This window comes from Pseudoruegeria sp. SHC-113 (assembly GCF_025376885.1).
GTDB lineage: Bacteria > Pseudomonadota > Alphaproteobacteria > Rhodobacterales > Rhodobacteraceae > Pseudoruegeria.
Genome location: NZ_JAHUBR010000001.1, coordinates 2,255,364 through 2,271,760, shown reverse-complemented (window position 1 = coordinate 2,271,760; position 16,397 = coordinate 2,255,364). Strand labels below are relative to the sequence as shown.

Below are 16,397 nucleotides of genomic sequence, written 5' to 3'. Positions count from 1 at the left end.
CTTCCTCCGGCGGTTTTTCAAGCGTGCCGAACCCCATGCGTCTGGACGCCGGAACGTTGCCGCACCGCACCTACGCGGCAGGACAGGAAGATGTGAGGTCGCACAAATTTTAGGCTGAAACAGCCCGCAAGGCCTGTGTCGCAAGGCAAGTTGAGGTCAAACTTTCATTTTCCCCGTTCAAGGGAGCGAATTGTCGGCTCAATGATCAATAGTCAGTGAGTTGAACAAATTTTAAGGTATTTGGCGTGCTGGAGTTTGCATATGCAGCGAATGACTTCTTTCCGCCCATAGTGGCTTGCGACCGCAATCGGCCCTTTCCGGACCTTCGATGTCGGATCTCGATGCTGCAGCGCGGCCCGTCGAACCTGCCATTCGCTGCGACCGCCGAATCTCAGCGCAAGCGAACTCACAGTTTGCGGGACAAAGCCACCATTTGGTCAATGACCGCTTTCCAGAAGTGGGCTTCGTTCGCGGGGTAAGCGTATTTGTTGGATCGTTTGAAAGCTGCGGGGGCCTTATCAGCCCATATCCGAAACGCCCGTGAGAAGCCTGTTGAGTCGGTATGGCCTAGTCTTTACGCTTTTCGCGGCGTTGAAGTCCCACGGAAAAACGCCGGATATCCGAAGCGAGCCAACGCCTGCAGTAAGTTGGGACTTGCGTCGTCGCTTCTGAATCTTGGAGCGGTAATCTTTAGCTTAACGATCAGTCGGAGTTGCATATCTGATTGCGTTTTTTGAATTCATTCGGAGTCATCCCGGTCCATCGCTTGAAACTCCTGTGAAAACTGGGTTGGTCCAGAAGCCCAACACTTTCACCAATTTCTTTTATCGAAAGTTGGCTGTTTACAAGCAAAGTCTTCGCTCGCTTCGCCCGACATTTTTCCAGTTCTGCTTTGAAGCTTGTACCATTGGCTCGGAAGGTGCGTTTCAAACGGTCGGGGCTTTGCGAATACAACTCTGCAAACCAGTTCAGGGTGGCAGGTTGCTTGTCGAGATGCAGTTCAAGCAAATCGCGGGTTTGCTGAAGAAAGTCGTCGGCGCCTGTGAAGTTCTCCGGGAGATTCTGGCTTTGCCCACCTCCGGACCGAAGCAACAACCAGTTTGCTGGAAACTCGATGTGCGCCCCCATGCGGTTGGTCCTGCGTACCGAAATTTCCTTTCTCTGCCAATCAGGGATACAATCAGGTTTGCAAACCCAGAATTGTAGTTTCTTGGAGTCCCAGTCGGGATCGCAGACGGATCGAACTAGTCGAACCATAAATCCCAGATAATAGCCGTCGACTTGGCCAGGTGGAGAAGATGGCTTGAATGTGCGTTTTGCAACCAACCTAGCGACATGACCGTTGGTCTCGAGATTGTAGTTCGCCATGGACGAAATCCTGCCGACGTCCACAACAAGCGATATTAAAAGATCACCGAGCGTCGCGCTTTGAGTTTCAAGGATCGACAGGTTGGGCAATGTATTGAGAGCCGCATTAGCACCGACGTCAAACCCTAAATGCGGGTTACTCAATGCCTTCGCGAGATTGTCGATCAGATCGTACCAATGCTGCCCTGCCATGAACGCTTCGCCGCGCTGCACGTCCTTCAGACAGAGGCCGGATGGCTCAAGAAATTTTTCAACTTCAAGGCCATGGCTGAGGGCAAGGGACACAAAAGGTTGCGCCATCGAGCATTCAACAGTTGGGAGTTTCATTTGCCGACCTGAACTATCGCGATCTAATTTTCTATTCGCATTTTCGAGCATTTTTTTGGACAATTCAACCATATTGCTAATGACAGTCTGAGCGCCACACGCAAAGATACAATCGTGCAGAGCAGTGCATTGCCAAGAAGGAAACTCAAAAATGTTCAATAGATTTATAGTCGCCACTGTTCTTTCAGCGGTCGCAACATATTCATTTGCTCAAGAGGAGAGCTTTCCGATCCTCTTCACCAATGTGCATGTCTTTGACGGGGTGAACGAAGAGCGGATCGAGAATGCCAATGTGCTGGTGGTCGACAACTTGATCGCCGATGTCTCGACCGAACCTCTGGCCGTCGCCAACGCCCAGATCATCGACGGCGGCGGGCGCACGCTGATGCCGGGGATGCATGACCAGCACGTGCATCTTACGGTATTCAATCCGCTCAGCGACGGGTTACGCCAGAACATCACTCCCTTTCACCTTGGCGGCGTCGCCACGATCCGGTCCGAACGCATCCTGATGAACGGATTCACAACCGTGCGCGACCTTGGTGGTCCGGCCAAATCCATCGCCCGCATCATTGACACCGGAATGTTTCCCGGCCCGCGTATCTATTCCTCGGAAGCGTTTATCACTCAGACATCCGGTCATGCCGATTTCCGCAAACTGAACGACCGGCATCCGACACTCTCCGGACAGGGTCCTTCGCATTGGGTCGAGACGGACATGAGCTTTATTGCCGACGGACCTGAGCAAATCCGAATGGCGGTGCGTGAAAACCTGCGTCGCGGGGCAACCCAGATCAAGATCATGGTCAGCGGCGGGGTTACGTCAGAGTTCGATCCGCTGCACTCACTTCAGTATCAGGCTGACGAGATCCAGATGGCGGTCAAGACGGCCGCGCAATGGGGCACCTATGTCACCTGCCATGTGTTCACCGAAGAGGCGATCCGCAACTGCATCGACAATGGCGCCAAGACGATTGAACACATCCCGTTCCTGACCAAGGAGGCTGCCGAGATTATGGTCGAAAAGCAGATCATGTTCGCGACGGCGGTGGCCCCGGTCTACTCGGTGACCACCGAACAAGCGGAAGCCTTTTACACGCCAGCGTCCTTTGTAAAATGGAAAAGCGTGCGCGATGCTGCAGCCAATATGATCGAAGTAATCCAGACGACGCCGGGCATGATCGATCTCTACACACTGGGCACAGACCTTGTGAACAACTGGGATCAGACGCTTGAGCAAGACAAGAAGATGAACGACGAAATCGGGTATCTGCACGAAGCGGGTTTCAGCGCATATGACATTCTGCGCATCGCTACGTCGAACGGCGCCCGCATGAACCAACTGACCGGCTTGAACAACCCGTATCAAGACGGCCCCCTCGGCGTGGTCGAGGAAGGTGCCTATGCAGATCTTCTACTCGTCGATGGCAACCCGCTGGAGGACATCCTTCTGTTGGCCGAGCCGGACGCCAATCTGAAAATCATCATGAAAGACGGCGTGATCTACAAGAATACACTCGATTGAGTGTCGCGCGGGGTGAATTCACCTCGGCACCCCGCGCACCCCGATAGCGGAAGGGAAAGGAAGCCCATGAAATACCTCGGCAAATCTACAATGATGGCGAGCGCAGTCGCTCTCACAACAAGCGCGGCTTTTGCACAGGAGGCCGCAGGTGACATCCCCCCTGTTACACTCTTTAAGAATGTGATGGTTTTTGATGGAGTGAGTGACGGGCTCAAGGACGTCGACGTTCTCGTCGTAGGCAACAAGATTCACAAGATTGACGCTGACATTCCTGAGGGCGGGAAGTGGGAAGTCGATGTGCGCACCGGGGGATCCAAGCGGTTGCCTGATCCAGTCGGCGGCATCGACGGCTACTCCTTCACCGTTCAAACGGAACGCGGCATCGAGACCAAAGAAGTGGATGTGACCGTCATTGACGGAGACGGTCGTACGCTCATGCCCGGGCTTATCGACAGCCATGTGCATGTGAACATGTACAAGAACGGGACTATCCCGGGGCTTCAGGACACCACATGGGAAGAGATTGGCGCACGTGCTGCCGCATTCGCGCAGGAAATGTTGGCGATGGGCTTTACAACGGTTCGCGATATGTGCGGCGCTCATGGTGGGCTTAGAGCGGTTATTGATGAAGGATCACTTCCCGGCCCAAGAATTTATTCCTCCGGCGCATGCCTTAGCCAAACGGGCGGACACGGCGACTGGGGTATCGCTGGTCAGCGCAAGAACGAGAGCAATCTTGAGCGACTGGAGATAACCAGATTGGTGGACGGGCCCGCCGAGGTGCTTCAGGGTGCGAGGAGGAATTTTGCTTTAGGGGCAAACTATCTAAAGATCATGGTCAGCGGTGGCGTGACATCGATCAAGGACCCGATCTATCAGTCTGCTTTCACAAACGAAGAGATTTCTGCTGCAGTAGAGGTTGCAGGCGATATGGACTCATACGTCGCTATGCACGTATTTATGGACAGCGACCTGTCCCGTGCTCTCGATCTTGGTGTCAAAGTGGTAGACCACGGCCTGACTATTACCGAACCGACGATGCAGAAGCTGGTCGAAAAAGAGGCGTTCTTTTCGCCCAACCTGACTGCGCTTGCGCCCGAAGCTCTGGAACACCCGATGCATCAGGACCCGACTTTCCCGCCGACGGCGAAGTTTCTGTGGTTGCGGGAAAACAGCAAGCAGCTCATGGATCTTGTGAAAAAATACAAGCCGAAGATGGTGTTCGATTCCGATTACGTGCTTCTCACGGGTGTCCCTTATCGCCAGTCAATGGATTTTACGAAGGCGTTTGTCGCGCGTGAGTTTGGCAACCTCTGGGCATTGCAGATGATGACCTCGAATGGTGGCGAATTGGCGGCTCTGACCGGACGAGGAAACCCTTACCCTGAAGGCAAGCTTGGTGTGATCGAAGAAGGCGCCTACGCCGACATTCTGATCGTAGACGGGAACCCACTTGAAGACATCTCGGCCATCGGCGCGGTGGATACATGGTTTGATGCGCCGCCGCGCGGACAGGATGTCCCAAGCATTCGAATGATCATGAAGGACGGCGTGATCTACAAGAATACGCTGAACTGACCTCTCCATTACGGCGGGGTCATCGGTCTCTGTCCGCCAACAACTTTTGGAGTCTTAGAAATGAAAACATCCGCGATAGCCATTCTGGTCGCACTCTCAGGTTTCGCAACCCCGGCGTTTGCCGCAGATTGCGATGTTGCACTGCTCAACGGGCGGGTCATGGACCCGGAAAACAATTTCGACGCCGTTCGTAACGTCTGCATCAAGGGCGATAGGATCACGTCGATTACCGAAGATGCAATTTCGGGTGAGCCAGTCAGCCCGATAGCGAGAAGCCGGATGCCTGCTCCGAGCGTAGAGTTGGGTTCAATCCGGCAAGACTGTCAGCCCCCTCCTGCCCGCCATCTACGGGACCAACAGGAGGGGGGTACCTTCAATCTCTCAGGGTTTCTTCGTGGGAACCGGCGGGGGGAGCCGTTTGCACGCATCCGCAGTTAGACGATTTGGCCCATTCGCGGCCTTCAACAGAGGCAGGACGACCTGACGGCAAACCATCGAACACCGAAAGCCGTGGCGAAGATCACCGGTGCCGACCTCAAAGATCCGCAGCGCTACCGTGAACGACACGAGCCGGATACTGGCCCTCTGGGCGAGCCCCCTGCAAAGTTTACAAAGGCGCAGCGGGACGCATGGCTTGAGCTGGCTGACGAACTGCCGTGGCTGACAAAATCCGACCGGCATATACTGGCAATCGCGGCACGCTTGCAGGCTGCAATCATAGAAGATCCCGCCGCACCCATTGGAGCATTCAACCAGCTGCGGCTTTGCCTTGCTTCCATGGGCGGCACGCCTGCCGATCGGTCAAAGGTATCGACTCCGCGCGAAGATGAGCCGGACCCAGCGAGCGAGTTTCTAAACTGAGGGCCGAGCTACCTGGTGATACACTACGGTCTCCCAAAAACTTCAACACATCTGGCACTGCGATAGCAGAGCTAAAGCTCCCAAAGTTCGCTACGCGCGCATCGTGTCACGCTTCGCTACCGCGGCAACCGAGAGAAAGGGCGGTTTGCAGGCTTTCGCCGCACGCAGCATGAATAGCGGCTCCACACTATCCGGCCGTGCCTCCCACCGATCGCTACCTGCGCAAAACCGACGTCGGGGCTTTGTGGGCAATGTCCGGTCTGGCGACAAGCCCGGACATTCGCCTCAGCCGTCGCAACCATCCCAACCGACCACGTCCGGACTTCCAAGCGTGTCGCAAAAACCTGTAGGAAAGCCTGGAAATGGTTTGCACGCAGGTTCTCTATCTCGAACGTGCGTACCAATCGACACGCCCGCCAGTAGCGACAGCCTTCAGGGCCAAATCAGGTTCAGGATGAACACAGCGGCACCAATTCCGAAGAACAGTGGCCAACTCCACCGAGGGCCACCCTCCTTGTGCGGGACATAGAGACCCACCTTGTGCATCCCGATCATTACGACAAAAATCAGAACGCCCGTTACGAGCGCATGTGCGAGGTCAAAATGCATCTGGCCCTCCTTCATTGATTTGCTTTTCAGGGGCTTTGCCGCCGTGCAGAAAGCGACAGAGCAATGTCAGGATCGCGAGGTTCAGAACTGGCGCAAAAGCGGCCAGCCAAGGAAGCAACGCTTCCGGAAATCCATCCAACCAGAGAACCCACGGCAGACCAAGCGGCATCAGGAAAACTCCGGCCAAGGGGTCGCGCTCCTGACCGAATAGCCCGAAGGTCCCGATCAGGAGCAACGCCAGGGCAAAGAGGTACAATACCCCGACGATCCGAACGACCCATTGGCAGGCTATCGTCCGCCTGGATCTCATTTGGTCCCGGTGATCTCCGACCATGTGCCTGGTCGACTGCGAAGCAGGATCAATTGCACGCTGGGTAGTTGGCGCGATCAGCTTCCGAGACATCCACGGGACACTCGGTGTTTCGGTTTGCCTCCGAGATATCGGCCTCTGTCGTAAAGGACTGCTCTTCAACACATCCCGCCAGGACAACGAGGATGATAGAGACAGCGAGGACGTTTTTCATAGGGTTTCCCTTCGGTTCGATTGTGGCGTGTTTTTCACTTGCGGGAGTATCAGCAGTCTTCGGCCGGGAGCATGGTCACATCGGAGTAGCGACCATCTGATGTCGTGATGCGAGCACAGGCGCCCGTGCCACGGTTGAACCAGTAGGCCGTGAGGCCATCCGTCCGGACCAACTCGTAGCCGAGGTTTTGGATGCCCATCTCGGCCTGACCGGCACGCGCACCCTCAAATGCCGTCAGATCGGTTGAGCTTCCCACGGACGGCTGGCCAGTTGACGGTGCGGTCGAGCTTGATGTCTCTACGCACCCGGCCACAGCGCCGAGTGTCGCGAGTGCACAAACCAAAATGATTGGTTTCTTCATGGTTTCTCCAATTCGATACGGATCCTCTTCGGGGATCGTGTCATTCGATCCCGAAAATGACGTTGTAGGACTGCGCACCGTTGGAGGTGTTGTAGACCTCGATCACGTGGTCTCCCGATTGCCAGAGCTGCCCGCGATACTCTTGTGCCGCTCCCATTTCATCGAGCAGGACTGACCCGTCCGGGTTATAGATCACGTAGGTCATTCCGGGGCCGTTCGCGGCGAGGCGGAAATACAGGAACTGACCGTCGCGCGCACCAAGGATGTAGCGCCGGCTCTCTTGTGGCAGGAGAGAGCCGGTAAGCTCCGCACCAGAAGTACCGCTTGCGAACTGGACCCGCTCGGTGCTTGACGCGCCTGCACCCGAAGAGCCGGCCATTGCGCCGCCGCCGTCATCGGCCGCTTGCGCGACGGTGAGTTCTGCAACGACGCCGTCATTGGAGACAAGGCAGCGCCACACAGTGTTTCCTGCATCTTGGAACATGATGAGGGAGTTGGCCTCAGAATACTCTGACGACAATACTGTTCCGCTCTGACCGTCTGGGCCACCGACCGCGCGTATCTGATCGATGCAGCCATCGATGGCGGCCTGGCCAACATTTGCGGACGCAGGAGCAAAGGGCGATACAGTGAGCACTGCGGATATCGCTATGAAAAGAAGAGGTTTATTCATTGTTTCAAAAACCTTGAGCATCGTTTGTCATTCTTACTTCAGAAACGGTAACGCTATCATGGCAAGCGTCGCCAAAGGTGTTGGCATGCTGGGATCAAACACTGCGGACCGCCATTTGTCTGCCCAGGATTCAACGACGAGGATTGCAACCTTTCAGGCGCAAGTCTATCCAAATAGCGCAGTGGTTATCCGATAGCCGAAACACGGGTAAGAAATGTCCGATCTGATTGCACAGGTTTCCAGACCATTGGCCGGGCTCGCTCCGCGTGTTCTGAGCAAGGCTGCCGACGGCAGACTTCCAAACGGCCTCGGAGGATTTCGTCTCAGTTCGTGCTACAGCAACGCACGGTCGACGCTTTCGAGGCGTCAGTTCACCGGAAAAGCCACTCTCAATCTGCACGACCCTACTGCTGGTGAGGCAGTCGTCGCGATCAGTGATGTCGGCTCGATGAGCCTCGCTTATATTAAATCCACCGGACATGATGTTGTCTTGTCAGAACTCCAACGTCCCAACCTTCTGGTGCCAGTAAAGGGCACGCTGTCGAGCCGAAACGAACACATGCGGTTTAAACGCAAGGACGAACCATGGATTCTGATTGGCCGCGGGACGCGCGAAACGACCGTCCTACCCGATCGGGAAGCCCATTACGAAGCGTTCGTGCTGTCCATGCCGTCTCGACTGCTGGGTGATCGTCTCTCGCGAGTGGAAGCACGGGGAGGCATGGTTTGGGGCGATGTGTCAAAGGACGAAGATCTACACCTGGCTCGCCTGACGCTCGCCCTTGCCACGCAGGTCGCCCTTGCCGGCGAAAGAGAAATCGAAGCGCACTTGGCAGAAGCCTGGACGACGGTCGTTACTGACCAGGTAAAAGGCTGTCTCGATGCATTCCTCGGTCCTGCCTCGCGTCAGCCGCCCGGCCGCGTGCATGCCCTGTCTCTGAAATACGTTCGAAAGGCCGAAGAACTGATCTACGATAGGCCCGACGAGATCGGCAGTCTTCGGGACATCGCTCGTCACGTCGGTATCTCCGAACGGACTCTTCAAACCGCCTTTCGCAAGGTTCGCGGCGCAACGCCCACGCAAGTGCTTTCCCAGGCAAGGCTGCATTGCGCAAGACGCGCCCTACTGGACAGCAATGGTCCAACGACAGTGTCAGACGTCTGTCAGATGTACGGAATCGAGCATCACGGGCGGTTCAGCAAACTCTACAAGGAGGTCTTTGGCGAACAGCCCGTTGCGACCCTGAACTCACGTCGGACAACTTGAGCGCGAACTTCAACTTTGCCCACTTAACCGTCGTAGGTGCGACCCGCCGCTAACGGCAGGTCTGCCGCCCACTTTGAAGGATGCCGTGAATTACTGAACGGCAGTTTTCGGGCGCGAAGCCGTCATCCGAGTGTTTTCATCAGATGACAGCGAAGTCGGCAAACTACCCGCTCATTCGACCCGCAGAAATCGGGAGATAGGGCACTTCACTGCCATTCGCCGCGTAGAACACCAAGGTCGGCACTGGGCCGTTGGGCGCTTTGCTGGCACCTATAAGGCGGCCGCGCAGTATAGGGTATAGGCTCGGTTTCATTCTGCGATTGCCTTCCGCAGTGGAACCCAACGACCAGAAAGTTGGAGCGACTTGGGGTGAATTCTGTGCCCGTGCCGGGCGTCCGTTGGATGTGTCACGGATTTCAGAACCTGATCACTATCGGGCAAGCGTGGGTAAACGCGTAACAGGCTGGGGCTTAGGTGTCGATACTGCGCCCTTTGATCAATCTCTGTTCGATCAGAATGTGTTCAGGCTCCGTCTGCCCGAAGGATGCGATGGCAGCGACATTCCTGCCGTGCGACCAATCGTGTCGCCGTGTATTTCCACATGTTGGCCTTGGAAGGATTTGAAAGGGCGGAGTTAGCCGCGAAGATGAATTCTTGAAGGTAAAGCGGCGCACATGAGGATTCGAGCTCCACCGCGTAAAAGAGTCTTACGTAGGAGGTGTTACCCCAAACGTTACCCGTAGTCCAAACAAGAAAGGGCCCCTTGCGGGACCCATCTTGTATATCCCTGATATCCTTGGGATTTTTGGCTCCGGCGGTAGGGATCGAACCTACGACCAATTGATTAACAGTCAACTGCTCTACCGCTGAGCTACGCCGGAACATGAGGGGGGATATACCCATGGTGTTCGGGGAGGTCCAGAGGGTTTGACGACAAAAATGCGAAATCCGGGCAAAAAATTTCTTCCCCCAGCGTCAGCCCTGTTGGCCCGGGCTGGACGCCTTGGCCACGAGTGAAAACACGCCCGTTTCACCAGGCTCCGGCGCGGCGCGGACCAGCTCGCGTTCGGTGAGATCGATCAGGTGGGCCAGCACGTTGCGGGCGGCGGCGGGCAGGAGCGCGACTGGCGTGTCGGTGTAGATTCGGGCGGCGAGTTCCGCCGGGGTGCCGGGGGCTTCTGAGAGCGCTGCGAGGATCTGGCGCTCTCGTGTGTCGCGGTGGGCGAGCAGCCATGTCAGGCGCGCGTGCGGCTCGTGCAGGGGGGCGCCGTGGGCGGGCAGGTAAAAGCGTTCGTTGCGCGCCAGAAGCCGCGTGCAGGAGGCGCGGAAGGCGGCGAGGTCGCCATCGGGTGGGGAGACGAGGCTTGAGGCCCAGCCCATCACCAGATCGCCGCAGAAGATCACTTCGCCATCAGTGAAACAGAGGTGGTTGCCCATGTGGCCCGGCGTGTGCAGCGCCTGCAGCCGCCAGCTGTCGCCTTCCGCGAAAGCGCCATCGGCAAGGCAGCTGTCGGGCGCGAAGAGGTCGTCCACACCTTCGCCGCCGGCCAGCCCGCCCGCCGCCGCCAGCCGCCGCATCAGGGGGCTCTGGCCCGCGCGGCTGTCGCCATAGGCCATGACCGGCGCGCCGGTGGCCTCAGAAAGCGGCCGGGCCAGCGGGCTGTGATCGCAGTGGCTGTGGGTGACGAGAATTGCGCGGATCGGGGCATCGCCTACTGCTGCGAGGATCGCTTGAAGATGCGCGGGATCCTCCGGTCCGGGATCGATCACAGCCAGATCGCTCGTGCCCACCAGATAGGTGTTGGTGCCGCGAAATGTCATCGGCGTGGGGTTGGGTGCGAGCAGGCGGCGGATGCCGGGGCGGATCTCTTCGGCCACGCCGGGGCGTGGGTCAAAGGCGGCAATCGCTTCAGGAGCTTGCATGAATGGCGCTTCCTTCCGTTTCGGCGCATCGCTAGGGTGATGCCATGAATTTCGCCTGGCTGAAACGCTATATGCCCCGAGGCCTCTATCAAAGGGCCGCCCTGATCCTGATCCTGCCGATCGTGACGCTGCAGCTGGTGGTTTCCATCGTCTTCCTGCAGCGCCATTTCGAGGGCGTGACGGAGCAGATGACGCGCAATGTCGTGGTGGAGCTGCAGTATATCGTGGATCTCGTGAACACCGCGCCCAATGCGGAAACGGCACAGCTGATCACCCGCAGCCTTGGCGAGCCGCTGCAGTATTTCGTCGAGGTGCCAGGCGAGGCGATCGAGGGCGACAGCCGCCTGTTCTACGATCTCACCGGCAAAACAGCCACGCTGGTGCTGCACGACAGTCTGGACACGGTTCAGGGGATCGATCTGAAGAGCGATGACAAATGGGTGCACCTTTCGCTCGAAAGCCGCCATGGCCCCGTGGAGGTGCGCTTTGCCCGGCGGCGGGTGACGGCCTCCAACCCGCACCAGCTGCTGGTGCTGACGGTGGCCACCGCCGTGCTGATGACGATCATCGCCTATCTTTTCTTGCGCAACCAGCTGCGCCCGATCAAGCGGCTGTCGGATGCTTCGGCGGCCTTCGGGCGGGGGCAGTCGGTGGCTTATCGCCCCTCCGGCGCGCTTGAGGTGCGGGCGGCGGGGCAGGCGTTTCTGGACATGCGCAACCGGATCGAGCGGCAGATCGAACAGCGCACGCTGCTGCTTTCAGGCGTCAGCCACGATCTGCGCACGCCGCTCACGCGGCTGAAGCTCGGGCTTTCGATGATGGAGGACAGCGAGGACGTGCGCGCGCTCAACCGTGATGTGGCGGACATGGAGCAACTGCTGGACGCCTTCCTGAGCTTTGCGCGCGGGCAGGGGGCCGAGCAGCCCGAGGCCACGGATCCGCGCGCGCTGGTGGAACGGGTGGTGGAGAATGCCCAGCGGGCCGGGCAGAAGGTCTCGCTAGGGACGGTGGAGGCCGAGGGCACGGCGCTGTTTCGCCCGGTGGCGGTGCAGCGGGCGCTGGAAAACCTGGTGGGCAACGCGGTGCGCTATGGCACGCATTGCCGGGTGGGCCTCTCCATGACGGAGCGCGCCGCGGTGTTCCGGGTGGAGGACGACGGCCCCGGTATCGCGCAGGAGGATTGGGAAAACGCGCTCAAACCGTTCTCCCGGCTGGAGCCCGCGCGCAACCAGAACAAGGGTACGGGCGTGGGGCTGGGCCTGTCGATCGCGCTCGACATCGCTCGCAGCCACGGCGGCACGCTGCGGCTGGGCCGCAGCGCCGATCTGGGCGGGTTGCAGGTGGATCTGGTGCTCGCGCGCTAGGCGCGGCACCGCTGAGTCAGCCGGGCAGCGCGATGCGCACCGGGGTTTCATCCCGGCTCAGGCAGTAGAGCGTCTTGCCAAAGCCCTGATCCTCGATGAAGCCCAGCACATCCGGGCTTTCGCCGCGCTTCACCGGGTTGATGAGCACCGCCAGCGTGTGGCTGCGCGCCGGGGCGCAGTGGATTTCAAGGCGGCGCGACAGCGTGAGCCCGGCGTAATCCTCGGGCAGGACCTCATCAAAGCCCTCAACCACCTTCAGCCCGGCCACCGGTGCCGAGGAATAGGCGATTTCGATCCCGGCCTGTGCCTGCACGCCTTCGATTGTGGCGGCCAGTTCCTCGGTGCGGATCGTGCCCTCGGTGTGGCCCAGCCAGGTGATCGGCACCGCCTCTTCGCAGCGGATATGATCGATCACCACGAAGGCCGCCCCAAAGACCTGATGCACCTCGCGGCGGGCCTCCAGAAGGCCCGGCACATGGGCGGCATAGGCAGCCGTTGCATCGCCCACGGCCCAGTGATGGTTGGGCGCGGAGCCGCTTTGCACGATCCGGCCGGCAGCCTTGCGGGCGAGGAACTTGTCCTCCTCGGCATATTGCCCCTTGCCGTCGATCAGCAGCGCGTTCTTGGAGATCGTCTGCCGCCGCCAGCGCCGGTGCATGGTGGAGTTATGGGCCACGTAATGGCCGGACTGGATCAGCAGATCCTCCCCGAAGGCCGAGAGGCAAAAGGCGTTCTGATCGCCGTGGCTGTGGCTGATCGAGCCGTAGGGCGAGGATTTGAACAAGCAGTGGATTTGCTGGGCCGGGTCGTCCATCCGGGTCTGGAAAGAGGCCCAGCCGACGCCGGGGAAGAGCTTCATCTGCGGCTCGGGCCCTTTAGCGCGGGGCAGCACCTCGGGGAAGCTGGCCGCGCGCAGCAGATCGTCGAAGCGGAAATCCCACCAGCCGTAATTATAGAACGCCATCTCGTCGCTCTCGGCGAAGCGCTCCACCTGCGCAGCGTAGCCCGCGAGGTCGGGGTTCGCGGTGGCGGCGGCCAGCAAGGCGGCGTTGCGGCCGATCTTGGGGCTGGGCGGATCGCCAAGCGTGGCGTCATCGCCGAAGATGGCGCGATGGGTCCAGGCCGGGCGGCAGTACATCGGGAACTGGCCGGTGTTGCGGAAGAAGGGGCGCTGGAACAGATCAAGGCCTGTGCAATTGCGCAGGAGGGCTGCCGCTTCCAGCGCGTAGCACATGGCGGTTGTCCAGTAGTGGATGCCTTCGGCCCAGCCGCCCTCGGCATCGGCCCAGGCGGAGTAGGGGCCGGCAAGATAGCCCGCCGCGTAGCGCAGCCATGTGGTGGCTTCCTCGTCTTCCCCCGCCAGCGCAAGGCCCACCGGCACCATCACCGCCGAGATCGAGCGGATGGCGTGGCTGTCAAAGGGGAAGGTCTCGATGCGGGAGGCCTCCATCGCGTGCCGGGCGACCTGGCGACCCCGCGCCAGCAGTGAAGCGCGCACCAGCGCGGCTTCATCGGGGGAAAGCTGGGTGCGCAGCCAGTCGTAGCCCCAGGCCAGCGCGGTGGCGACGCGGAAGGCGGCTTCATCGTTATAGGACCGGCTCGTGGCCCCGTCGACATCCCACGCCGCCACGGCCAGCAGCCAGCCGCGGGCCTTCTCGACCAGCGCGTCATCGGCCAGCAGCACACCGGCGATCGAGAGGTTGCGGATGGCGTAGAGCGCTTCCTGACAGGCGATATAGCTTTCACGCCAGAGCGCGGGCGTGCGTGTGTTGTTCGGGTAGGGCGCGGGCTCGGGCACGATCTCGCGCTCGATCCAGGGCGTGACGCTCTTTTCAAAGAAGGGGGCCCATTGCGGCAGGACAGCAGGATCGCTGCGCAGGGCGGTGTGGCCATCGGGCGCGATGGCAAGACGGGGGCGCGGGCCGCCGGCACGCTTGAGATCCAGGGAGAAAGGCGCTTCGGCTGCGCTTGCAGGCAGGGTGAAACGGCGAGAGGAACTCCAGGCACCGGCGGCGTCGCCCTCCACGCGGTAGCGCCACCGATATTGGCCCGTCGGTAGCGGCGCGTCTGGCGTGAAGAACGCGAAAGGAATGGCGGAATAGAGGATCGGCTTGCCCGCTGCGCTGCCATCAGCGCTGAGCGGCTGCAGTTCGATCTGGTAGAGGCGGCGGCCCACCTGCGGCGGGATCCATTGGAACCGGGGCGGGTTCTCCAGACAGGCTTCGCCCTCGGACGGGCGGTAGCGCACGGTCAGAACGTTCTCCGCGGGCTGCAGCAGGGCGGCCTCGGGGTGCGGTGCGGAGGGGCTGTTTTTCTTGGATTCGACCGGCATGCGTGCCTCTGGACTATTGGCGTATTGGAAAGGGCCCCGGGCGGCAAAGCGGGAGTGACACCGCCCGGGGGAGCTGGCAAAGCGCGGCTTAGTTGCCGGCGCTGCCGTACTGGCGCTGGTAGGCGGTCGTCAGGGCTGCCACCACTTCGGCGTAGCCGAGGCGCTCGAGCTGGGCCTGATAGTCGCCCCACTCGGCCGACACGTCGCCGGCGCCGAGGATCCACTTCTCGTAGCTTTCTTGCATGAACGACAGGATGTTCGGCCAATGCTTGTCGTAGATGGCCTTTTCCTCGGCGTTCATGGCGATCCCCGGGAACTGCTCCACAACGACACCGGCCTCGGTGTACATCTCGATGCCTTTCGTCGCGAGCTCGGAGGTCCACTGAGCTTCATAGGCGTAGTCCTGCGGGAAGCCGATCGGGATCTGCGCGCCGATTTCCCACATCTGGGAGACGACAGAGCCTTCGCCGTTCAGCACGCTGTCCTTGAACACGGCCTTGCCGTCGACCATGTCGTAGGTCAGGCCTTCCACGCCGAAGTTGGCGATGTTGCGTCCTTCTTCGGTGAAGTAGAAGTTCATCAGCTTGATCGTCTCTTCCGGGTGCTCGTTGCTGTAGCCGATGGCCCAGCCCGAGGGTTTCACCGCGATCCGGCCATGCTCTTCCCAGACGTTGCCGTTTACATCCGCCGGCGGCAGGATCGGCACGAAGGAGAAGCCTTCGATGTCGGCGGCGAGCTTGTCGTTATAGCCGGCGGTGGAGGCGATCCAGTCGTGGGTTGCGCCGCCAAGGTTGCCGCCCAGAAGCTCGTCCCGCGCGCGGGATTTGCGGGTGAAGATTTCCTTGTCGATCAGCCCTTCCTGATACCACTTGGCAACGTTCATGATGCCGGTCTTGAAGTTCTCATGGGCGTAGGGGTGCACCACGGCGCCCTCTTCGATGTAGAACTGGTGGTAGCTGTCGGAGCCCGTGGAGCGTGCGCCCCAGAGGTTCACGAGGCGGATGGCCTCTTCGGCGTGGCGGTTGAAATAGGGGATCTCGTCAGCAACGCCGTTGCCGTTCGGATCCTGATCGCGGAAGGCCACGAGTACGTCGTAGAGCTCATCGACCGACTTGGGCTGCTCAAGGCCCAGCTTGTCCAGCCAGTCCTGACGCACGAACCACACCCGGCCCACGTCGCCATCGGGCAGGTAGGGGATGTAGTAGATGTTGCCATCAGGGGCCGAGATCGCGGCGCGGATCGTCGGGTTTTCGTCCAGCACCTTCTGGATCTCGGGCGCGTGCTCGGCGATCAGATCGTTTAGCGGCAGGAAGGCGCCTTCCATGCCGTATTGATCGAAGGCTTCCTTCATCCCGGCGCCGCGGAACTCACCGCCCACGAGATCGGGGATGTCACCGGAGGCGATCATCAGGTTGAACAGCTCGCGCGTGTCGCCTGCGCCGACCGGGGCGGTGCCTTTCAGGGTGATGCCGGTCTTCTCGGCCACTTTCTGCGCCACCGGCCATTCTTCGTTCCAGCCGTATTTGTCGCGGAAGTGCATGAAGATCTCAAGCTCCAGCGGCTCTTCGACGATCTTGTCGGCCGCGGCCGGGGCAAAGGCCCCGCTCAGGCTCAGCGCGCTGGCGGCAGCGGCGCTCATCATGAGGGTTTTCAGCGTCATTTGGTTCTCCTCCCAGGGTTTATGA

Annotated in this window: 12 protein-coding genes and 1 tRNA gene; 5 read left to right on the top strand and 8 right to left on the bottom strand. The window is 59.8% G+C overall.

What is annotated here, in order from left to right:
* Positions 1 to 702: 702 nt before the first annotated feature.
* Positions 703 to 1,854, bottom strand: coding sequence for an AraC family transcriptional regulator (locus KVX96_RS11245; RefSeq protein ID WP_261194527.1), 1,152 nt, complete (start codon positions 1,852 to 1,854; stop codon positions 703 to 705).
* On the opposite strand from KVX96_RS11245, the gene KVX96_RS11240 reads away from it, so the two are divergent.
* The 3 genes from KVX96_RS11240 (at position 1,847) to KVX96_RS11230 (ending at position 5,659) form a co-directional block, all read left to right on the top strand.
* Positions 1,847 to 3,220: a metal-dependent hydrolase family protein gene (locus KVX96_RS11240; RefSeq protein ID WP_261194525.1), complete on the top strand. Its 1,374-nt coding sequence runs from the start codon at positions 1,847 to 1,849 to the stop codon at positions 3,218 to 3,220. The two genes, KVX96_RS11245 and KVX96_RS11240, sit on opposite strands and share 8 nt — an antisense overlap.
* A gap of 66 nt (positions 3,221 to 3,286) precedes the next feature.
* Positions 3,287 to 4,798: a metal-dependent hydrolase family protein gene (locus KVX96_RS11235; RefSeq protein ID WP_170542485.1), complete on the top strand. Its 1,512-nt coding sequence runs from the start codon at positions 3,287 to 3,289 to the stop codon at positions 4,796 to 4,798.
* Between the two features lie 510 nt (positions 4,799 to 5,308).
* Positions 5,309 to 5,659 carry a hypothetical protein gene (locus tag KVX96_RS11230; protein ID WP_261194523.1) on the top strand — a complete coding sequence of 117 codons (351 nt, stop codon included), beginning with the start codon at positions 5,309 to 5,311 and terminating at the stop codon, positions 5,657 to 5,659.
* A gap of 598 nt (positions 5,660 to 6,257) precedes the next feature.
* On the opposite strand, the gene KVX96_RS11225 is transcribed toward KVX96_RS11230, so the two are convergent.
* From KVX96_RS11225 to KVX96_RS11215, 3 genes are all read right to left on the bottom strand, one after another.
* On the bottom strand, positions 6,258 to 6,524 hold the full coding sequence (locus KVX96_RS11225) for a hypothetical protein (RefSeq protein ID WP_261194522.1): 267 nt from the start codon (positions 6,522 to 6,524) through the stop codon (positions 6,258 to 6,260).
* Between the two features lie 317 nt (positions 6,525 to 6,841).
* A complete protein-coding gene (locus tag KVX96_RS11220) occupies positions 6,842 to 7,048 on the bottom strand; it encodes a hypothetical protein (protein WP_261194521.1) in 207 nt (68 codons plus the stop codon).
* 145 nt (positions 7,049 to 7,193) lie between these two features.
* The gene (locus tag KVX96_RS11215) at positions 7,194 to 7,847 is read right to left on the bottom strand and encodes a hypothetical protein (RefSeq protein ID WP_261194520.1); all 654 of its coding nucleotides are present in this window, start codon (positions 7,845 to 7,847) and stop codon (positions 7,194 to 7,196) included.
* Positions 7,848 to 8,040: 193 nt separating this feature from the next.
* Between KVX96_RS11215 and KVX96_RS11210 the strand changes: the two genes are divergently transcribed.
* Positions 8,041 to 9,093 carry a helix-turn-helix transcriptional regulator gene (locus KVX96_RS11210; protein WP_261194519.1) on the top strand — a complete coding sequence of 351 codons (1,053 nt, stop codon included), beginning with the start codon at positions 8,041 to 8,043 and terminating at the stop codon, positions 9,091 to 9,093.
* Between the two features lie 806 nt (positions 9,094 to 9,899).
* Here KVX96_RS11210 and KVX96_RS11205 read toward each other — a convergent pair.
* A tRNA-Asn gene (locus KVX96_RS11205) sits at positions 9,900 to 9,974 on the bottom strand.
* A 94-nt stretch (positions 9,975 to 10,068) separates the two neighbouring features.
* A complete protein-coding gene (locus KVX96_RS11200; protein WP_261194518.1) occupies positions 10,069 to 11,016 on the bottom strand; it encodes an MBL fold metallo-hydrolase in 948 nt (315 codons plus the stop codon).
* A gap of 44 nt (positions 11,017 to 11,060) precedes the next feature.
* Here KVX96_RS11200 and KVX96_RS11195 point away from each other — a divergent pair, with 44 nt between their 5' ends.
* On the top strand, positions 11,061 to 12,380 hold the full coding sequence (locus KVX96_RS11195; protein WP_261194517.1) for an ATP-binding protein: 1,320 nt from the start codon (positions 11,061 to 11,063) through the stop codon (positions 12,378 to 12,380).
* Positions 12,381 to 12,396: 16 nt separating this feature from the next.
* On the opposite strand, the gene KVX96_RS11190 is transcribed toward KVX96_RS11195, so the two are convergent.
* Positions 12,397 to 14,712: a heparinase II/III family protein gene (locus KVX96_RS11190; RefSeq protein WP_261194516.1), complete on the bottom strand. Its 2,316-nt coding sequence runs from the start codon at positions 14,710 to 14,712 to the stop codon at positions 12,397 to 12,399.
* Positions 14,713 to 14,800: 88 nt separating this feature from the next.
* Positions 14,801 to 16,372 (bottom strand): extracellular solute-binding protein, encoded by a 1,572-nt coding sequence (locus tag KVX96_RS11185; protein ID WP_261194514.1) that lies wholly within the window; start codon positions 16,370 to 16,372, stop codon positions 14,801 to 14,803.
* Between the last annotated feature and the right edge of the window lie 25 nt (positions 16,373 to 16,397).

What these genes read in the sequence shown, in the direction of transcription:
- KVX96_RS11240 (WP_261194525.1), top strand. Translation starts at nt 1,847, where the DNA reads ATGTTCAATAGATTTATAGTCGCCACTGTTCTTTCAGCGGTCGCAACA.
- KVX96_RS11235 (WP_170542485.1), top strand. Translation starts at nt 3,287, where the DNA reads ATGAAATACCTCGGCAAATCTACAATGATGGCGAGCGCAGTCGCTCTC.
- KVX96_RS11215 (WP_261194520.1), bottom strand. Translation starts at nt 7,847, where the DNA reads ATGCTCAAGGTTTTTGAAACAATGAATAAACCTCTTCTTTTCATAGCG.
- KVX96_RS11210 (WP_261194519.1), top strand. Translation starts at nt 8,041, where the DNA reads ATGTCCGATCTGATTGCACAGGTTTCCAGACCATTGGCCGGGCTCGCT.
- KVX96_RS11200 (WP_261194518.1), bottom strand. Translation starts at nt 11,016, where the DNA reads ATGCAAGCTCCTGAAGCGATTGCCGCCTTTGACCCACGCCCCGGCGTG.
- KVX96_RS11195 (WP_261194517.1), top strand. Translation starts at nt 11,061, where the DNA reads ATGAATTTCGCCTGGCTGAAACGCTATATGCCCCGAGGCCTCTATCAA.
- KVX96_RS11190 (WP_261194516.1), bottom strand. Translation starts at nt 14,712, where the DNA reads ATGCCGGTCGAATCCAAGAAAAACAGCCCCTCCGCACCGCACCCCGAG.
- KVX96_RS11185 (WP_261194514.1), bottom strand. Translation starts at nt 16,372, where the DNA reads ATGACGCTGAAAACCCTCATGATGAGCGCCGCTGCCGCCAGCGCGCTG.